Annotated in this window: 11 protein-coding genes; all 11 read right to left on the minus strand. The window is 64.4% G+C overall.

What is annotated here, in order from left to right; all coding sequences use genetic code 11:
• Window positions 1-3: 3 nt before the first annotated feature.
• The 11 genes from DXT88_RS13020 to DXT88_RS13070 are packed head-to-tail and all read right to left on the minus strand — an operon-like array spanning window position 4 to window position 15,052.
• Complete coding sequence (locus DXT88_RS13020) at window positions 4-1,125, minus strand: CobW family GTP-binding protein (protein ID WP_265213975.1); 1,122 nt, start codon at window positions 1,123-1,125, stop codon at window positions 4-6.
• Window positions 1,122-2,687: a precorrin-3B C(17)-methyltransferase gene (gene cobJ / locus DXT88_RS13025; protein WP_265213977.1), complete on the minus strand. Its 1,566-nt coding sequence runs from the start codon at window positions 2,685-2,687 to the stop codon at window positions 1,122-1,124. The genes DXT88_RS13020 and cobJ overlap by 4 nt, the downstream gene beginning before the upstream one ends.
• 48 nt (window positions 2,688-2,735) lie before the next feature.
• Window positions 2,736-3,539 carry a cobalamin biosynthesis protein gene (locus DXT88_RS13030; RefSeq protein WP_265213979.1) on the minus strand — a complete coding sequence of 268 codons (804 nt, stop codon included), beginning with the start codon at window positions 3,537-3,539 and terminating at the stop codon, window positions 2,736-2,738.
• A 2-nt stretch (window positions 3,540-3,541) separates the two neighbouring features.
• Complete coding sequence (cobM, locus tag DXT88_RS13035) at window positions 3,542-4,354, minus strand: precorrin-4 C(11)-methyltransferase (RefSeq protein ID WP_016834950.1); 813 nt, start codon at window positions 4,352-4,354, stop codon at window positions 3,542-3,544.
• A gap of 10 nt (window positions 4,355-4,364) precedes the next feature.
• A complete protein-coding gene (cobI, locus tag DXT88_RS13040) occupies window positions 4,365-5,117 on the minus strand; it encodes a precorrin-2 C(20)-methyltransferase (RefSeq protein WP_040503561.1) in 753 nt (250 codons plus the stop codon).
• Window positions 5,114-6,298 carry a cobalt-precorrin-5B (C(1))-methyltransferase CbiD gene (gene cbiD / locus DXT88_RS13045; RefSeq protein ID WP_265213982.1) on the minus strand — a complete coding sequence of 395 codons (1,185 nt, stop codon included), beginning with the start codon at window positions 6,296-6,298 and terminating at the stop codon, window positions 5,114-5,116. Before cbiD ends, cobI begins: the two co-directional genes overlap by 4 nt.
• Window positions 6,285-7,895 carry a precorrin-8X methylmutase gene (locus DXT88_RS13050; protein WP_407649334.1) on the minus strand — a complete coding sequence of 537 codons (1,611 nt, stop codon included), beginning with the start codon at window positions 7,893-7,895 and terminating at the stop codon, window positions 6,285-6,287. Before DXT88_RS13050 ends, cbiD begins: the two co-directional genes overlap by 14 nt.
• Window positions 7,896-7,909: 14 nt before the next feature.
• The gene (locus DXT88_RS13055) at window positions 7,910-8,653 is read right to left on the minus strand and encodes a cobalt-precorrin-7 (C(5))-methyltransferase (protein ID WP_407649335.1); all 744 of its coding nucleotides are present in this window, start codon (window positions 8,651-8,653) and stop codon (window positions 7,910-7,912) included.
• A gap of 7 nt (window positions 8,654-8,660) precedes the next feature.
• Window positions 8,661-10,589, minus strand: a complete 1,929-nt coding sequence (locus DXT88_RS13060) for a putative cobaltochelatase (RefSeq protein WP_265213986.1) — start codon at window positions 10,587-10,589, stop codon at window positions 8,661-8,663.
• 1 nt (window position 10,590) lies between these two features.
• Entirely contained in the window at window positions 10,591-14,721 is a 4,131-nt protein-coding gene (locus tag DXT88_RS13065; protein ID WP_265213988.1) for a cobaltochelatase subunit CobN, read from the minus strand.
• Window positions 14,714-15,052, minus strand: a complete 339-nt coding sequence (locus DXT88_RS13070) for a (2Fe-2S) ferredoxin domain-containing protein (protein ID WP_265213989.1) — start codon at window positions 15,050-15,052, stop codon at window positions 14,714-14,716. Before DXT88_RS13070 ends, DXT88_RS13065 begins: the two co-directional genes overlap by 8 nt.
• Window positions 15,053-15,078 lie beyond the last annotated feature (26 nt).

Consider the following 15,078-nt stretch of genomic DNA (forward strand, 5'->3'; position numbering starts at 1 on the left):
TCTTTATTTCCAGTGTGTTCCGGTGAGTTCGGACAGCAAGGCGGCAACCTTGCTGCGGCTCGGGTGATAACCGATGAAGACCAGTTCGGACTTGTCGGTTTCGACGTTTTCGTTGGCCGCATCCGCATTGATCGTCACGCGCGTGCGCACGCCCTGCACCAGCTGCGGCCGTTTGCCGTCCAGCGTACGCACGAAACCCTTGGTGCGCAGGATGGGCTCCGACTTTGCGGCTTCGGCAATCGCCTGCTTGAGCTTGTCGGCCGGTTGCGGCGACTGGCTGCGCAGGGTGAACGACAGCCAGCCCGGATCCTGTTCGTGGAAATGCTTGTGCGTGGCCAGTCCATGGCTATGCGCGCCGAGGCCGGAATGCGCATGGCCGTTCAGACGCCCCTGGTCGTTCAGCACGCTTGCATCGGCGCCGGGCATACGCACGTGCGTATAAGTGTGCTGATGCGCCTGCAAGGTCGGCTGATGCAGCCGCAGGCCGAGCGCCAGGCGGATGTCGAGCTGCGCCTTGTACGCCAGTTCGAGGAAGCGCACGTTCGGCGCGCGCGAGCGCACGCGCTGTTCCGCATCCAGCAATTGATCTTCGTTCAGGTCGTCGATCTTGTTGAGCACGACGACATCGGCGTATTCCAGCTGGCGTTCGAACATGGCGACGACCGCATCATCGGCGCCACTGCCCTGCTGCTCGAAGCGGTCATCCAGCAGCAAGGGCGTATCGACCACCGCCAGCGTCGCGTCGAGGATGAAATGCGCGGCCAGCTCCGGTGTCTGCAGGCTTTCCATGACGGCCGTCGGCAAGGCCAGTCCGGAGGTTTCGATCAGCACGTGATCGACCTGCGCGCGCCGCGCCGCCAGCGCCAGCATGGTGGGGATGAAACGTTCGTCGTCGCCGTAGGCGATCAGTCCGTAAGGAAAATCCTGGATGCGCACCTGCCCGCACGCGTCGCTGCTGCTGGCGCGAATCAGGTCGCCGTCGATCGTCACTTCACCGAACTCGTTGATCAGCAAGGCCAGCCGGCGCGTCTGGCGGTGTTGCACCAGACTGCGCAGCAAGGTCGTCTTGCCGGCGCCGAGGAAACCGGTGACGATGGTGACAGGGATAGGCTGCGCTGGCGTCATGCGCGTTGGCTTTCTTTCCGCCAGCGTTCCACCTGCGCCAACGCTTCGTCCAGATTGCCGGCCTGCACCGGATAATCCAGTGCCGGACGGCGCACCGTCAGCAAGGGAATACTCAGTGCCTTCGCCGCATCGGCCTTGGCGCGATAACCGCCGGCATCGCCGGAATCCTTGGTCACCACGCAATCGATGTTCCAGTCGCGCCACAAGGCTTCGTTGAAGCCTTGAGAAAACGGTCCCTGCATCGCACAGATGCGGCTGCGCGGAATGCCAATGTCAATGGCGCGCTGGATGAATTCCGGCTCGGCGGTGACGCGCACGAACCATTGCTTGCGATCGGCGCCGGGGGCTTGCAGGAAGGTCGCCAGATCCTTGGAGCCGGTGGCGAGGAAGATGCGCTCGCCCCTGGCAATCGCCTGTTCGGCCGCTTGTTCCATCGAATCGCAGACGAGCGCATGGTTCGCGATATCGGCAATTGCGCTTGGGCGCTCGTAACGCAGATAAGGAACACCCAGGCTCTGCGACAAGCCCATCAATTGCTGCGACATCAGCGTGGCATAAGGATGCGTGGCGTCGACCAGCACGCGCGCTTCGTGACGCAGCAAGGCCTGCTTGCGCGCTTCCACGCCCTGACGGCCGGCCCAGACCGTCACGCCCGGGCAATCCTGCAAGGCCAGCTCACCGCCATATTCGGTTGCCGTCGAGACCACCACCTGATGACCTTGCGCGGCCAGTTGCTTCGCCAGCGCATTGCCGTCGCTCGTGCCGGCGAAGACCCACACCGCCTGCGACGGCAATGCCGGTTCTTCTGCCGCTACTACCGATTCGTCGTGCCAGTCGTTGTAGCCGCGCGGCGTGAAGATGTAGCCGCGCTTGCGCTGCGTGAAGCGGTTGCCGATCACGATGCTGGTGAGCATGTCGAATTGCAGCGATGGCAATTCGTCGAGGCGGTGGATGCTGACTTCCTGGCCGGGGCGATAGGCGTTCTTCACCACCCCGCACAAGGTATGCGGCGCCTTCGATTCCAGCATCAGCTTGAGGATGCGGTACACGCCTTCCTGGCGGCCGGCGCTTTGCACGTTGTACAGCACGCAGGCCAGATCGGCCTGGGCGATGTGACGTGCACGGTTCTCGATCCACTCCCACGGGCACAACAGGTTCGACAGACTCAGCGTGGCGAAATCGTGCGACAGCGGCGAGCCCAGCAAGGACGCGCAGGCGTTGGCCGACGTCACGCCGGGGATGACGTTGACCTGGTAGTCGTCGTCTTCCTTCATTTCGTCGAAGGCCAGTGCCGCCATGGCGTAGATGCCGATGTCGCCGCTCGAGATCAGCGCCACCTTTTCACCGCTGCGCGCCTTGTCGATCGCCAGCAAGGCGCGTTCGCGCTCCTGCGTCAGCGGCGGGGTGTGGATCTCCTTGCCCTCGATATGCGAACTGATCCAGCGCAGATACAACTCGTAGGCCACGATGACATTGCTGTCGCGCAAGGCGGCGATGGCGCGCGGCACGATCAGGTCGCCGAAACCGGGACCGACCGAGACCAGATTCAATACTCCACTCATAACACTGCTTTCTTTTTCAATTTCAGGTGAATTTCATGTGACTCGGCTTCATTCCGGGCTTGCTTCCATGTCGGGCAAACCGATGTCTTCCACAATCGCTACGGTCACGCCTTCCAGCGCGGTCTTCGGCAGCGCCAGTACGCCGCGCGGGCTGGCAATCAGTGCGCACGGTTCGCACACGCCGTCGACGCCGACGTTCTTCTGCACCCATTCCGACGGCGCCGTGACCCAGCCGCGCGCAGCGACGTCCGAGGCCGCGATGACGCGCAGCGGCAATTCATTGGCCGCGCAAAAACTCAGCAGGCCGGGCTCTTCCGCCTTCAGGTCGATGGTCGCCACTTCGCGCACGTCGCCCAGCGGACGGCCGACCAGGGCCAATGCGTGCGTCACGGCGGCGGCGATTTTTTCCACCGGCACGTTCTTGCGGCAACCGATACCGAGCACCAGCGGCTTCAAGGCTTCGGTTGCAGTCGTCACCACCGGCACCGCGCCGACCACATTGGCGACGCGATAGGCAAGCCGGTTGCCGCCGCCTTCATGACCGCCGAGCAGTGACACCGCAAAGCGTCCCGCTTCATCGAGCAGCACCACGGCCGGATCGGTCAGCTTGTCCTGCGGCAAGCCTTCCAGGAAACGCACCGCCACGCCGCTGGCCGCCAGCATGATCCACTGCCCCTGATGGCGGTAGGACGCACGGAACTGCTGTTTCTGCGGAATGCCCGCGTTCAGCCACGGCCGGTACAGGGTGCCGCCCAACTGTCCCTGCAGACGCGCCGCCAATGCTTCGCTCTCCGCGCGCACCAGCCAGATGCCGAGAGAAGTCGATGGTGCGTTTTTCAGGGAATTGCTCATGATCAGACCTCGTCTCCGGTGATGGAAATTTCCACGGGTTCTGCGGCATCTTTATTCTTTTTCACCACGCGGAACAGATGCGTGAAATCCTTGGAATACAAACTCGATTCGACTTGCCGGCCCTTGTCCAGCGCCGCACCGACCAGCATCATCGTGGTCAGGTTCCAGGCGCCGCGCTTGGTTTCTTCCAGCACGGTCGCCAGCGTGCCCTGATAGACCCGCTGGTCGGGCCAGGTGGCGCGATAGACCAGCGTCACCGGCGTGGTGTCGGGATAGTGCAGGCGCAGGTCGGTGACGATCTTTTTCAGGTGCGGACCGGACAGGAAAATGCACATGGTGGCCCGATGTTCGGCCAGGCGCGCAATCGATTCCAACTCCGGCACCGCCGAGGCGCGGCCGGAGACGCGCGTCAGGATCACGGTCTGCGACACTTCCGGCTTGGTCAGTTCCGCCGTCACCGCGGATGCAGCGGCAGTGAACGAGGACACGCCGGGCACGACTTCATAGGCAATGTCCAGCGCTTCCAGGCGGCGCATCTGCTCGGCGGTCGCGCCGTAAATCGCCGGATCGCCGGAGTGCAGACGCACCACGTCAAGGTCCTGCGCTTTTGCGCGCTCGTAGCATGCCTGTTGCTGCTCGAGGTCGAGCTGGGCAGTGTCGATCAGTTCCGCATCGGGCCGGCAATGTTGGAGCATCTCGGTCGGCACCAGCGAGCCTGCATACAACACCATCTGCACGCTGCCGAGCAGCTTGGCGCCGCGCAGCGTGATCAGGTCGGGAGCGCCGGGACCGGCGCCTACAAAGTAAACTTTCATGAATACGCTTTCATTGCTGATGCCTCTTTTCCAATGCGGTCTTGCGAATCAGCATGGTGGCCAGGTAGCCGCTCACGGCATGGTCCCGGTCGCCTGCTTCCAGTTCGCGCAAGTCGTTCGCCAATACTTCGCCGTCCAGTCCGATGCGCCGGGCGAAGGCGCAGTGTCCGGCGATGCCCATTTCTTTCAACAGCGCCAGCACCCACGGCAGGCGCGCGCCGACTTTCATCAGCACCACGATGTCGTGCGTCTCGATCTCATGCTGCAATGTTGCCGGGTCGTCCGGGCACGGCAGGATCAGGGTGCGCTCCTTGCCCACGCCCAGCGGCCAGTCGAGCGCGGCAGCCGCCGAGGCATAGCTGGTGATGCCCGGAAACGTCCGGTGCGGAAACGCCGGCAGCAAATCCTTCAGCGCCGCCAGGATGTAACCGTAGGTCGAATACGTCAGCGTGTCGCCGATGGTCAGATAGGCGACGCTGCGGCCGGCCTGCAATTCGGCGGCGATATCCTGCGCCAGTTGTGCATAGTGTTCGCGCAGCACGTTGCGGTCGGGGTCCATGTTGAACTCGACTTCGCGCAGGCGTTCCGGCGCGACGGCGACGCCTTCCAGGCATTGCAGCGCAACCGAGGTGTCGGCACTCTTGGCGCGCGGCACGTAGATCAGGTCGGCCTGCTGCAGGGCCTGCATGGCGGCCAGCGGCAGATAGCCCGCCGGTCCGGGGCCGACGCCGATGCCCCAGAACATTCCGGGTTGTGCCTTCATGCTGCGCCTCCCAGCAAATTGCCGTCGAGATCGAACAGCCGCACCTCGACGCGCTTCACCGACGGCAGGCGCGCTTGCGCCAGCGCCGCGATGCGGGCTTCGATGGCGCGCCACAAGGCGACGGCGCCGGGCTCATTCTTCAGTCGTTCGATTGCTGCTTCCACTGTGTTTGCACTTTCTATGTCGGCGATCAGCGCTGCGGAAAACCCGAGCTCTGCCGCCAGTTCCGACGCCACCCGGGCCACGCCGCCCATCGCCATGTTGCTCTTGCTCGAATGCGTATCCCAGACGCCGTCGAGCACCTTGGCCAGCTTGCCGGGATGCCCCGCCAGCCACAATACGTCCAACGCTGCGTCCTGCTCGGCCAGGGCCGACTGCGTGAAGTCGAGCGCGTCGCCGAGGAAGTTGGCGATCTGCACCGAGCGCGCTTCCGGCAAGCCCAGTTCGTCGCGCGCAAAGGTGCGGCCGATCTTGCCGGGCAGGTACGCCACGCAGGACGCCACGCCGTCCGGCTTGCTGTCGTCCGCCAGCGCCACGCGGATATACACTTCTATCGATGCGATCCACGAGGCCTGCGACATCGGTTCGACGATGCCCGAAGTGCCGAGGATGGAAATCCCGCCGACGATCCCGAGACGCGGATTGAAGGTCTTCTGCGCGATCTTCTGGCCATCTTCGCAACCGATGGCGAGATCGAAGCCGGTCTCGCCCTGTATGTTCAACTCTTCCAGCACTTCCGCCACCGCCAGCCGCATCATCTGGCGCGGCACCGGATTGATGGCCGGTTCGCCTACCGCCACGCGCAAGCCGGGCTGGGTTGCGGTGCCGACGCCGGACGCCGCCTTGAAGCGAATCTCCCCCGCATCATTACGCGCCACTTCCGCAAAAATCGTCGCTCCGTGCGTGTTGTCGGGATCGTCGCCGCCGTCTTTCAGGACTTCTGCGCGCACGCGCTTGCCGTCGTGTCCATCGAGCTGCTGCACGTCCTGTATCGGCACCAGCAGATAGTGTTTGCCGTCCGGCAGGCTGACTTCCGCCTTGTCGATTTTTTCTCCTCGCAACAGCATCGTCAGCGCCGCCTTCACCGCCGCGGTGGCGCAGCTGCCGGTCGTCCTGCCGCGCCGCAAGCCGTTGGGGGCCGGCACGGCGAGGTCGAATTCGGCGCGTTCAAGCTCCTGCATTGATCTGCAACTCCGCTTCCTGCGCGGCGATGACTTGTCCGATGGCGTCGATCATCAAGGCGTTGACCACCGTCGCCGCCCACGGCGATCCGCCGCGCGTGCCGCTGTTGGTGATGCGCGGTACCTGCAGGCAGCGGCGCAACTCGTCCTTGCTTTCACGCGTGCCGACGAAGCCGACCGGCAAGCCGATCACCAGTTGCGGCCGCCAGCCGTGCTCGCGGATCAGGCGCGTGGTCTCGACGATCGCGGTCGGCGCATCGCCGATGGCGAGGATGATGTCGTTGCCGAACTTTTCCCATGCGCGGCGCACGCCGGCAGCCGAGCGCGTGATGCCCTGCGCCTGCGCCAGCAGATGCGTCTCGCGGTCGTGCACGCCGCACCAGGTTTCGACGCCGAGCTGTTCGACCAGCGCACGCTTGAGGCCGGTCTGCACCATGGTCACGTCGGTCACCACGCGCTTGCAGCGCAGAATGGCGCGGATGCCGGCATCAATCGCACCGGCTGAAAAATAGATGTCGTCGACCGCGTCGAAGTCGCCGCTGGTATGCACCAGGCGTTGCAACGCCGTCAGGTGCGCCGGCGGGAACATCGACCAGTCGCGGCCGGCGGCGATGATCTCGAAGCTTTCCTTCTCGATCGGATGCGGCACGTACGGTGGGAATTCTGCTTGCGGTTCGGCGACAAGGGTTTCGCGACTCAACAAACCACGCACCTGCAAATGATGCGCACGCTGCGGCTCGCCGATCTGCTCTTCGAAGCCGACGATCTGGACCCGGTATTTGCACAGGCTGCAATTCATCGCCGCACGGCCTTCCACCGCTTCGCGTGCGCGCTCGAGCAGGACGTCGGCGACGTGTTGATGCACGCCCAGATAACCGGCCTTCAATACTTCCAGACCCGGCTCGCGCTGCTGCAAGTCATCGGCGGCGGCGTAGATGCGCTTGACCAGTACGCCGTCGAACAGGAAGAACGGCAACACAATGATGCGTGCGAAACCAAGCAGGGCGGCTGCGCGCAAACCGTCCGCGACCAGCGGCTTGGCGGTGCCGGAATAGCAGACATAGACGCCGCCGAAGCCCATGCCCTCTTCCAGCATGCGCGCCAGTTTCGACACTTCGCCGTTGGCGTCGGGATCGGTGGTGCCGCGCCCGACCAGCACCAGGCAAGTATCGTCGCGGCGGATGGTTTGCGATGATTGCGCTTCGGCGGCGAGGATGCGTTCCTGCGCCAGTTGCAGCAGTTGCGGATGCAGGTTCAGCGCCGCGCCGAAATGGAAGTCGACTTCGGGATGCCTGCGCGCCAGCTCCAGCACTTCGGCCGGCATGTCGTTCTTGGCATGGCGCGCGGCCAGCAGCACGCCCGGCACCACCGCGACCTGCTTGCTGCCGGCGGCGAGATTGGCGTCGACCGCTTCGCTGATGGTCGGGCTGGAGAATTCGAGATAGCCGTGCGTCACTATCCGGCCGGGTGCGCGGGCGCGCACGATCTCGACCAGCGCCTCGAACTCGCGCACGGCGTCGGCGTCGCGGCTGCCGTGACCGGCGATCACGATGCCGTAGCTTGCCTTGCCGTCAACTAACTTGGCGCTGTCGGCAATGTCGGCAGCCGCGTTCACGCCGCCTCCGCAGACGCAGTTGATACGCCCGGAGGAGGCTCGATCTGGCTGTCCATCGGTGTAGGGGTGCGAATCAGCATGATGCTCATGTCGGTGAACTCCTTGTCCACGCATTCAGCCAGCGAGCCATGCCACTCGGCGTCGCCGCGCGTGAGGTTTTCCCAGACTTCGGTCGGATGATCGGGCTGCACGCCGTTTTCCAGCAGATAAGCCGCGATATGGCGCGGCATGAAGGAGCGCGCTGCATCCCATGGACACGGTATCACAATCGCATTGCGGCCGTCATTGAGCACATGCACCAGGTGACGCTTGAACGGCGTCAGGTCGCCGCGCCGGTGGAAGGTGATGAAGGTGGTTTCGTCGAAGCAGACCTTGGCGCGCGAGGCCAGGATTTGCGCCGAGGAAATACCGGGCAAGGTCTCGACCGGATGGCCGCATGCGCGCTCGACGCGTTCCAGATACTGGAAACCGCTGAAATGGATGTCGCCCATGAACACCACCACGCAGCGCTTGCCGGCATGATGCGCGGCGGCAACCAGGTCAAGCTGCGCCACCTGGTCGCGATAGTTCATCAGGATGACCTCCGCCGTCGGCGGGATGATGCTTTGCACGACGTTGACGACGGCGTCGAAACCCGCCACCACGTCGGCATCGCGAATCAGCTCGGCGCCGCGTTGGGTGAGGTAGCCTATATCGCCGGGACCTGCTCCGATGCAGATGATCATATGTTGTTCCTTGATTAATTCTCTATTGAGTCATGCGGGCGCGAATCGTCAGCGCCAGATTGTCGGCCGTCAGTTCTTCCAGCGTCATGCATTCGGCGCCGAGCGCCTGCGCCAGTTGCGCGGCACGGCCCAGGCGGACGTAGCCGGTCTCGGTGTCGAGCACCAGCGCAGGCGTGCCGCGCGCAGCCAGTTGCTCGGCCAGCGCCAGCGTCTCGCGCCACGGGTCGCCGCCGTTTTCAAGCGCTACGTTGCCCTTGCCGTCGCTGAGTAAAACCAATAGCGGCGGGGCAACGCCGGCGGACTGTTCCAGCGTCTGCAAGGCCAGTTGCAGCGCATGCGGCAATGGCGTGCGGCCGCCGGTAGGCAGTTCGCGCAAGCCCTGCTCGGCGAGGTCGACGCTGCGCGTCGGCGCCAGCAACACGGATGCCTTGTCGCCACGAAAGCCGATCACCGCCACCTGGTCGCGACGCTGGTAGACATCCGTCAGCAGGGCCAGCACCGCGCCCTTGACTGCTTCCATGCGGCGCTGCGCAGCCATGGAACCGGAAGCGTCGACCACGAACAGGATCAGGTTGGCGGTCTTGCCCGCCTTGACCTTGCCGTGCAGGTCGCCTGCTTGCAATTGCAGCACCGCGCCCTCTTCCACGCCTTCCGCTGCGCTGCGCAATACCGCGCTGCGCAGGGTGGCGCCGACGGCCAGACTAGCCGGATTGCTGTCCGGCACGGCGCGGATCATGCGGCCGCGCGTGGCGTCGGCGGCATCGCTGCGGCGACCGGCCAGCGTGGAGACATTGTTCACGGGCGCGTCGACTTTCAGCTGGCGCGCATTGCCGACGCTTGCAGCAGCGAACATCTGCTGGCTGTCGCCGCCTTCCGATTGATCGTTGCCATCGGAAGAAGAATCCGATTGACCCTGATCATTGCCGTCTTGCCGTTCAGGCGGCATGGCTTGCTGCATCAGATCGTCCAGCTTGTCCTGATCCAGACCGGGTTGCTCGAACGGCTTGCGGCGGCGGCGATGCGGCAACACCAGTTCGGCGGCGGCGCGCACGTCGTCCGGCGTGACCTGCGTGCGGCCGTCCAGTGCGGCAAACGCGCGCGCGGTCTTGTGCATGACGATGTCGGCACGCAGGCTGGCGACTTCGAACTCGCAACACAAATGACTGATCAGATCGAGCAGGGCATCGCTCAGCACGACTTGCGACAGCAAGACTTGCGCGGCGGCGATGCGGGCGCACAAGGCCTCCTGTTCGTCGCGCCATTGCGCGGCATAGGCCGCCGGGTCCGCCTCATACGCCAGGCGGCGGCGCACGACGTCGGCGCGCAAGGTCTTGTCGCGCGGCGCGACGACTTCCACCATCAGGCCGAAGCGATCCAGCAGTTGCGGACGCAGGTCGCCCTCTTCCAGGTTCATCGTGCCGATCAGCGTGAAGCGCGCCGGATGCGACACCGACAGGCCTTCGCGTTGCACCGAATTGACGCCCATGGCGGCAACGTCGAGCAGCACGTCGACCAGGTGATCCGGTAGAAGATTGACTTCGTCGATGTAGAGGATGCCGCGATGCGCGGCAGCCAGCAGGCCCGCTTGCAAGGCATTCTTCTCGCCCTTCAATGCGCGTTGCAGATCAAGCGTGCCGAGAACGCGGTCTTCCGTCGCGCCCAGCGGCAAGGTGACGAAAGGCACGTTCGCCGAGATTGTTTTGGCACCGCCCCGGCAAACCGCACACTGCTCCGCAGGCTGGCCCGGCAGACAATTGAAGGCGCAGCCGGCGACACGTTCGACCGGTGGCAACACCGCCGTCAGCGCGCGCGCCGCGGTGCTCTTGGCGGTGCCTTTGTCGCCGCGGATCAGGACGCCGCCCAGTGTCGTATCGACTGCGCACAGCAGCAAGGCATTCTTCAGTTGCGGCTGGCCGACGATGGCTGAAAATGGAAACAGGGGGACGCTCATATCAGACTCCGCGCGGGGTTTCGCCGCGCGCCTCCAGCAAGGTTTCGCTCTTGAGATAAAGCTGGCGCAAGTCTTCCAGCGTCTGCGCCTGCGGCTCGGCCCACATGCCGCGGCTTGCCGCTTCCAGCAAGCGTTCGGCAATGGCGTTCTGAGCCCACGGATTGGCTTCTTCGAGGAAGCGCTGCATGCCGGGATCGAAGGCGTAAGTCTGCGCCAGTTGCTCGTACATCCAGTCATCCATGACTTGAGCGGTGGCGTCGTAGCCGAACAGATAGTCGACCGTCGCCGTCAGCTCCAGCCCGCCCTTGTAGCCGTGACGCTGGATGCTGTCGAGCCATTTGGGATTGACTACGCGCGAGCGGAACACGCGCAAGGTTTCCTGCTTCAGGTCGCGCACCTGCGCACGCGCCGGATCGTGGCTGTCGCCGAAATAATGGCGCGGCTGCTGGCCGGTCAGGGCGCGAATGGTCGCGATCATGCCGCCGTGATATTGCAGGTAGTCGTCGCTGTCGAAGATATCATGCTCGCGGTTGTCCTGATTGTGCAGGGCCACTTGCACACCCGACAGGCGCGTGCGGAAAGCATCGCGCTGATCGCTGCCCTGCTTGTCGCCCAACTTGCGCGCATAGGCGTAGCCGCCCCAGTTGATGTAGGCCTCGGCGAAATCGGCGTCGGTCTGCCAGTTTTTTTCCTGGATCAGCGGCAGGATACCGGCGCCGTAGCTGCCGGGCTTGGCGCCGAAGATGCGATAGGCGGCGCGCTCTTGCGCCTCATCCTTGTCGAGCCCCTTGCCTGTCCACTCGCCCAGCTCCTGCAGGTAATGCTTGCGCACGAAGTTCCGGTCGAGCGGCTCATCCAAGGCGATGACGGCGTTGACGGCGTCGTCGATCAGGTCGATCAGTTGCGGGAAGGCGTCGCGGAAGAATCCGCTGATGCGCGTCGTGACGTCGATGCGCGGACGTTGCAGTTCTTGCAGCGGCACCACCTCGATGCCGGACACCTGGCGATTGCCGGGACGCCACACCGGACGCACGCCGAGCAGGCACAGGATCTGCGCCACGTCGTCGCCGTGGGTGCGCATGGCGCTGGTGCCCCAGATGCTGATGGCGACGCTCTCGGGATAACCGCCGGTTTCGCGCCAATGCCTTTCCAATACCTCGCGCGCCAGTTGCTGACCGACGCGCCAGGCCGATTGCGACGGCACGCTGCGCGGATCGACCGAATAGAAATTACGCCCGGTCGGCAGGATGTGCGCCATGCCGCGCGTCGGCGAACCGCTCGGCCCGGCGGGCACGTAGCCGCCTTCCAAACCGAGCAGCAGATTGCCGATCTCATCGCCGGCGCGGTGCAGGTTGGGCAGCAACTGGCGGCAGGTGAAATCGAGGACGCGGCGCAAGGCGGCGAATTTGTCCGCCGTCGGTTCCGCTGCTTTTGCGATCGTTGGCGCTGCCGCCGGAGGCCTGGCGCGCGCCTGCATTTTCATCTGGCCGATCACACTGCCTGAATGACGCAGGGAGGCCGTTTGCAGACGCGGTTTGTCGATGCTGAGGTCACCGAACATGGATTGCAGAATGCCGCCGATGGCATCGGCTTTGTAGCCACTATCTTGCAGCGTCTGCATCAGCCGCACGCATAAGTCATCAATGGCTTCGATCGCATCGGCACGCGTGACCACGGCGCGACCGGCGATGCGCGCCAGTGCGCTGTCGGCGTTGAGGCGCTGGCCCTTGTTCTCCAGCAGTATGTCGAGCTTGAGGCCGAACAGGCGCGCCATTTCTTCCTGCAGGCCGGGGATGTCCTGGTTCGGCAGGCGCGTCAGCGACACCAGCATGTCGGGCATCTGCGCCGCATCCGGTGCGCGGCCGAGGATGTGCAGGCCGTCGCGGATCTGCGCCGCGCCGAGTTCGCACAGATAGCCGTCGAGGTCTTCGATCAGATGGGCGACGTCGGAGCCGCCCATGCCGCTGAACGCTTCGGGCAATTCCCCTTCGTGACTGTGGTCGTGCGGATGATCATGGTCATGATGATCGTGATCGTGGTGACTGTGATCATGCGCATGGCCGTGATGATGGCCGTGTCCGTCATCATGGTCATGATCGTGATGGAGCAGCTTCATCTGCAGGTCGCTGTCGAGATTGGTCTGTTTGACCAGCTCCCAGATCTGTTGCTGCAGCAACGGCAGCTTGGACGGGTCCAGCACTTCGACCTGGTAGTACTCATCCACCAGTTGCGTCAGCTGCGCCAGCGCACCGTAGCTGTCGGCGGTGGTCATCGGCGGCGTCAGGTGATCGACCACGACCGCGTGGCCGCGCCGCTTGGCCTGGGAACCTTCGCCCGGATCGTTGATGATGAACGGATAGAACAACGGCATGTCGCCCAGCAGCGCATCGGGGAAGCAGTTCTCCGACAGGCCGACGCCCTTGCCCGGCAGCCATTCCAGCGTGCCGTGCTTGCCCACGTGGACGATGGCGTCCGCGCCCCATTCATCGCCGAGCCAGCGATACAGGCCGTAGTAATGATGCGTCGGCGGCAAGTCGGGCTGGTGATAGATCGCATCCGGATCCATGCCGTAGCCGCGCGGCGGCTGCAACGCGACGAAGGCATTGCCCAGTTCGACACCGGCGAATGCCAGGTGATTGTCGTGTACATAGGCGACGCCGGGCGCGGCGCCCCATTGCGCTTCGATCTTGTGCTGCAGGACTTGCGGCAACTCCGCGAACCATTCGGCATAGCGCGCTGCCGACACGCGACCGACCGCATGCTGCAACTGTTCGCTGGTGAGATAGGTATTGTCGTAGGAACAGCGATCGACCAGTGTATGGATCAGCGCGCTGCCGCTTTCGGGCAAGTCGCCGATGGCGTAGCCGGCGTCGCGCATGGCTTCGAGGATACGCATCAGCGACGCCGGCGCGTCGAGGCCGACGGCGTTGCCGATCTGCGAGGCCTTGCTGTTGGAGTTGGTGAAGATGAAGGCGATGCGCTTGTCGGCATTGTCAAGTGCGCGCAAACGGGCAAAACGCGCCGCCAGGCCGGCGATGCGTTCGACGCGATCGGCCACCGGATGGAATTCCACCACGTCGCCGGACAAGCCTGCCGCCTGCGCCTTGAACGACAGCGGCACGCTGATGATGCGGCCGTCGAACTCTGGCAGCACCACGTTCATGGCGGCGTCGAGCGGGTTCATGCCGCGCGTGGAGATTTCCCACTGGTCCTGCGTCATGCCGCTGGTCATGGCTTGCAGCACGGGCACGTTGAGTTTTTCCAGTACCGATACCGACCAGCCGGCAGGCGTCGGGCCGCCCGGCGTGATTTCACCCATGGCGAAGGAGGTGGTGTTGATCAGGACATCAACATGCGCCCCCTTCTCTCCCGAGAAATAACTGAGCGCAGCAGGCAGGTCGGAGTCCGCCGCCGACGTGCGCAGCGAAGCGGTGAAAATCGGCAATACATCCATGCCGCGCTGCTCCAGCGACGTCACCAGCGCATCGATGAAACGCGTATTGCCGCTCATCCAGTGCGCGCGATAGAAGATGACGCCGACGGCCGGTTTGCGGCGGCCTGCGACGTCGATGCGCAAGCGCAGCCAATCGGCGATACCGGCATCCTGTTCCAGATCCGGATGATAGATGCCGTGATCGGGCAAGGCCACTGCCGGCTCGTAAGCGAAGCCGGTCAGCAGGAGGCGATCCGATACGAAGCGTAAGAACTGCGCCAGGTTGATGCTGCCGCCGCCGTGGAAATACGCCAGCGCTTCGCGCAGCACGTCGCCCGGCACGGTCGACACCGCCGCCAGTTCGGCGTCGGGTTCACCGGCGCCGCTGAGCGCGATCACATGGCGTCCCTGGCGTTGCGCGTGGCGCAGCAATTCGGCGAAACCGGCGACACTGCCGAGACGGCCGAGTATGCGCAGCACAATGATGTCGGCATCGGCCAGTTCGCTCTGCAACAGCTCGCTCATGCGTGCGTCGTTTTCGACGCCCTGCAGGTTGATGCCGATGGTCGCAGGAAAATCGCCCGGCAATTGCGTCAACGCGTGATGCAGGATGGCCAGGTCGGTGGACGCGTGGGTCAGCACGGCAATGCGTGCAGGCGGTGCAGACGCGGCGACGAATTGTGTTGCCTGGTCAGACATTTTCCGGCTCCTCGGGATTGACGTCGCCGCTGCCCAGGCGATGGAAGATCAGGTCGGTGACTTCCCGTCCGCCTTCGAGATGCTCAACCACCACGCGTTCGATGGCGGCGGCATCCTCGCAGCGATACCAGACGCCTTCGGGATACACCACCACCACCGGCGCCTGCACCTTGCAGGCCACCATGCAGTGGGTGCGCGTACGCTTGACGCGCAGCTCGGGGCGCGCGTCGATCTGTTCGCCCAGCACGGCAAACATGGCTTCGGCCAGCACGCCGTCTTCGGTGCAGCGCGGACCCGTGCACATCAGGACGTGGCGGTGGTGGGTTCTCATGGACTTTCTTTACTGGCTAAAATGCC

Origin of the sequence: Herbaspirillum lusitanum (assembly GCF_026127345.1) — a bacterium.
Classification (GTDB): Bacteria; Pseudomonadota; Gammaproteobacteria; order Burkholderiales; family Burkholderiaceae_D; genus Herbaspirillum; species Herbaspirillum lusitanum.

Bases quoted from the DNA above. Each gene is read 5' to 3' on its own strand.
- cbiD (WP_265213982.1), bottom strand. From the start codon at position 6,298: ATGCAGGAGCTTGAACGCGCCGAATTCGACCTCGCCGTGCCGGCCCCC.
- DXT88_RS13070 (WP_265213989.1), bottom strand. From the start codon at position 15,052: ATGAGAACCCACCACCGCCACGTCCTGATGTGCACGGGTCCGCGCTGC.
- cobJ (WP_265213977.1), bottom strand. From the start codon at position 2,687: ATGAGTGGAGTATTGAATCTGGTCTCGGTCGGTCCCGGTTTCGGCGAC.
- cobI (WP_040503561.1), bottom strand. From the start codon at position 5,117: ATGAAGGCACAACCCGGAATGTTCTGGGGCATCGGCGTCGGCCCCGGA.
- DXT88_RS13030 (WP_265213979.1), bottom strand. From the start codon at position 3,539: ATGAGCAATTCCCTGAAAAACGCACCATCGACTTCTCTCGGCATCTGG.
- cobM (WP_016834950.1), bottom strand. From the start codon at position 4,354: ATGAAAGTTTACTTTGTAGGCGCCGGTCCCGGCGCTCCCGACCTGATC.
- DXT88_RS13060 (WP_265213986.1), bottom strand. From the start codon at position 10,589: ATGAGCGTCCCCCTGTTTCCATTTTCAGCCATCGTCGGCCAGCCGCAA.
- DXT88_RS13020 (WP_265213975.1), bottom strand. From the start codon at position 1,125: ATGACGCCAGCGCAGCCTATCCCTGTCACCATCGTCACCGGTTTCCTC.
- DXT88_RS13065 (WP_265213988.1), bottom strand. From the start codon at position 14,721: ATGTCTGACCAGGCAACACAATTCGTCGCCGCGTCTGCACCGCCTGCA.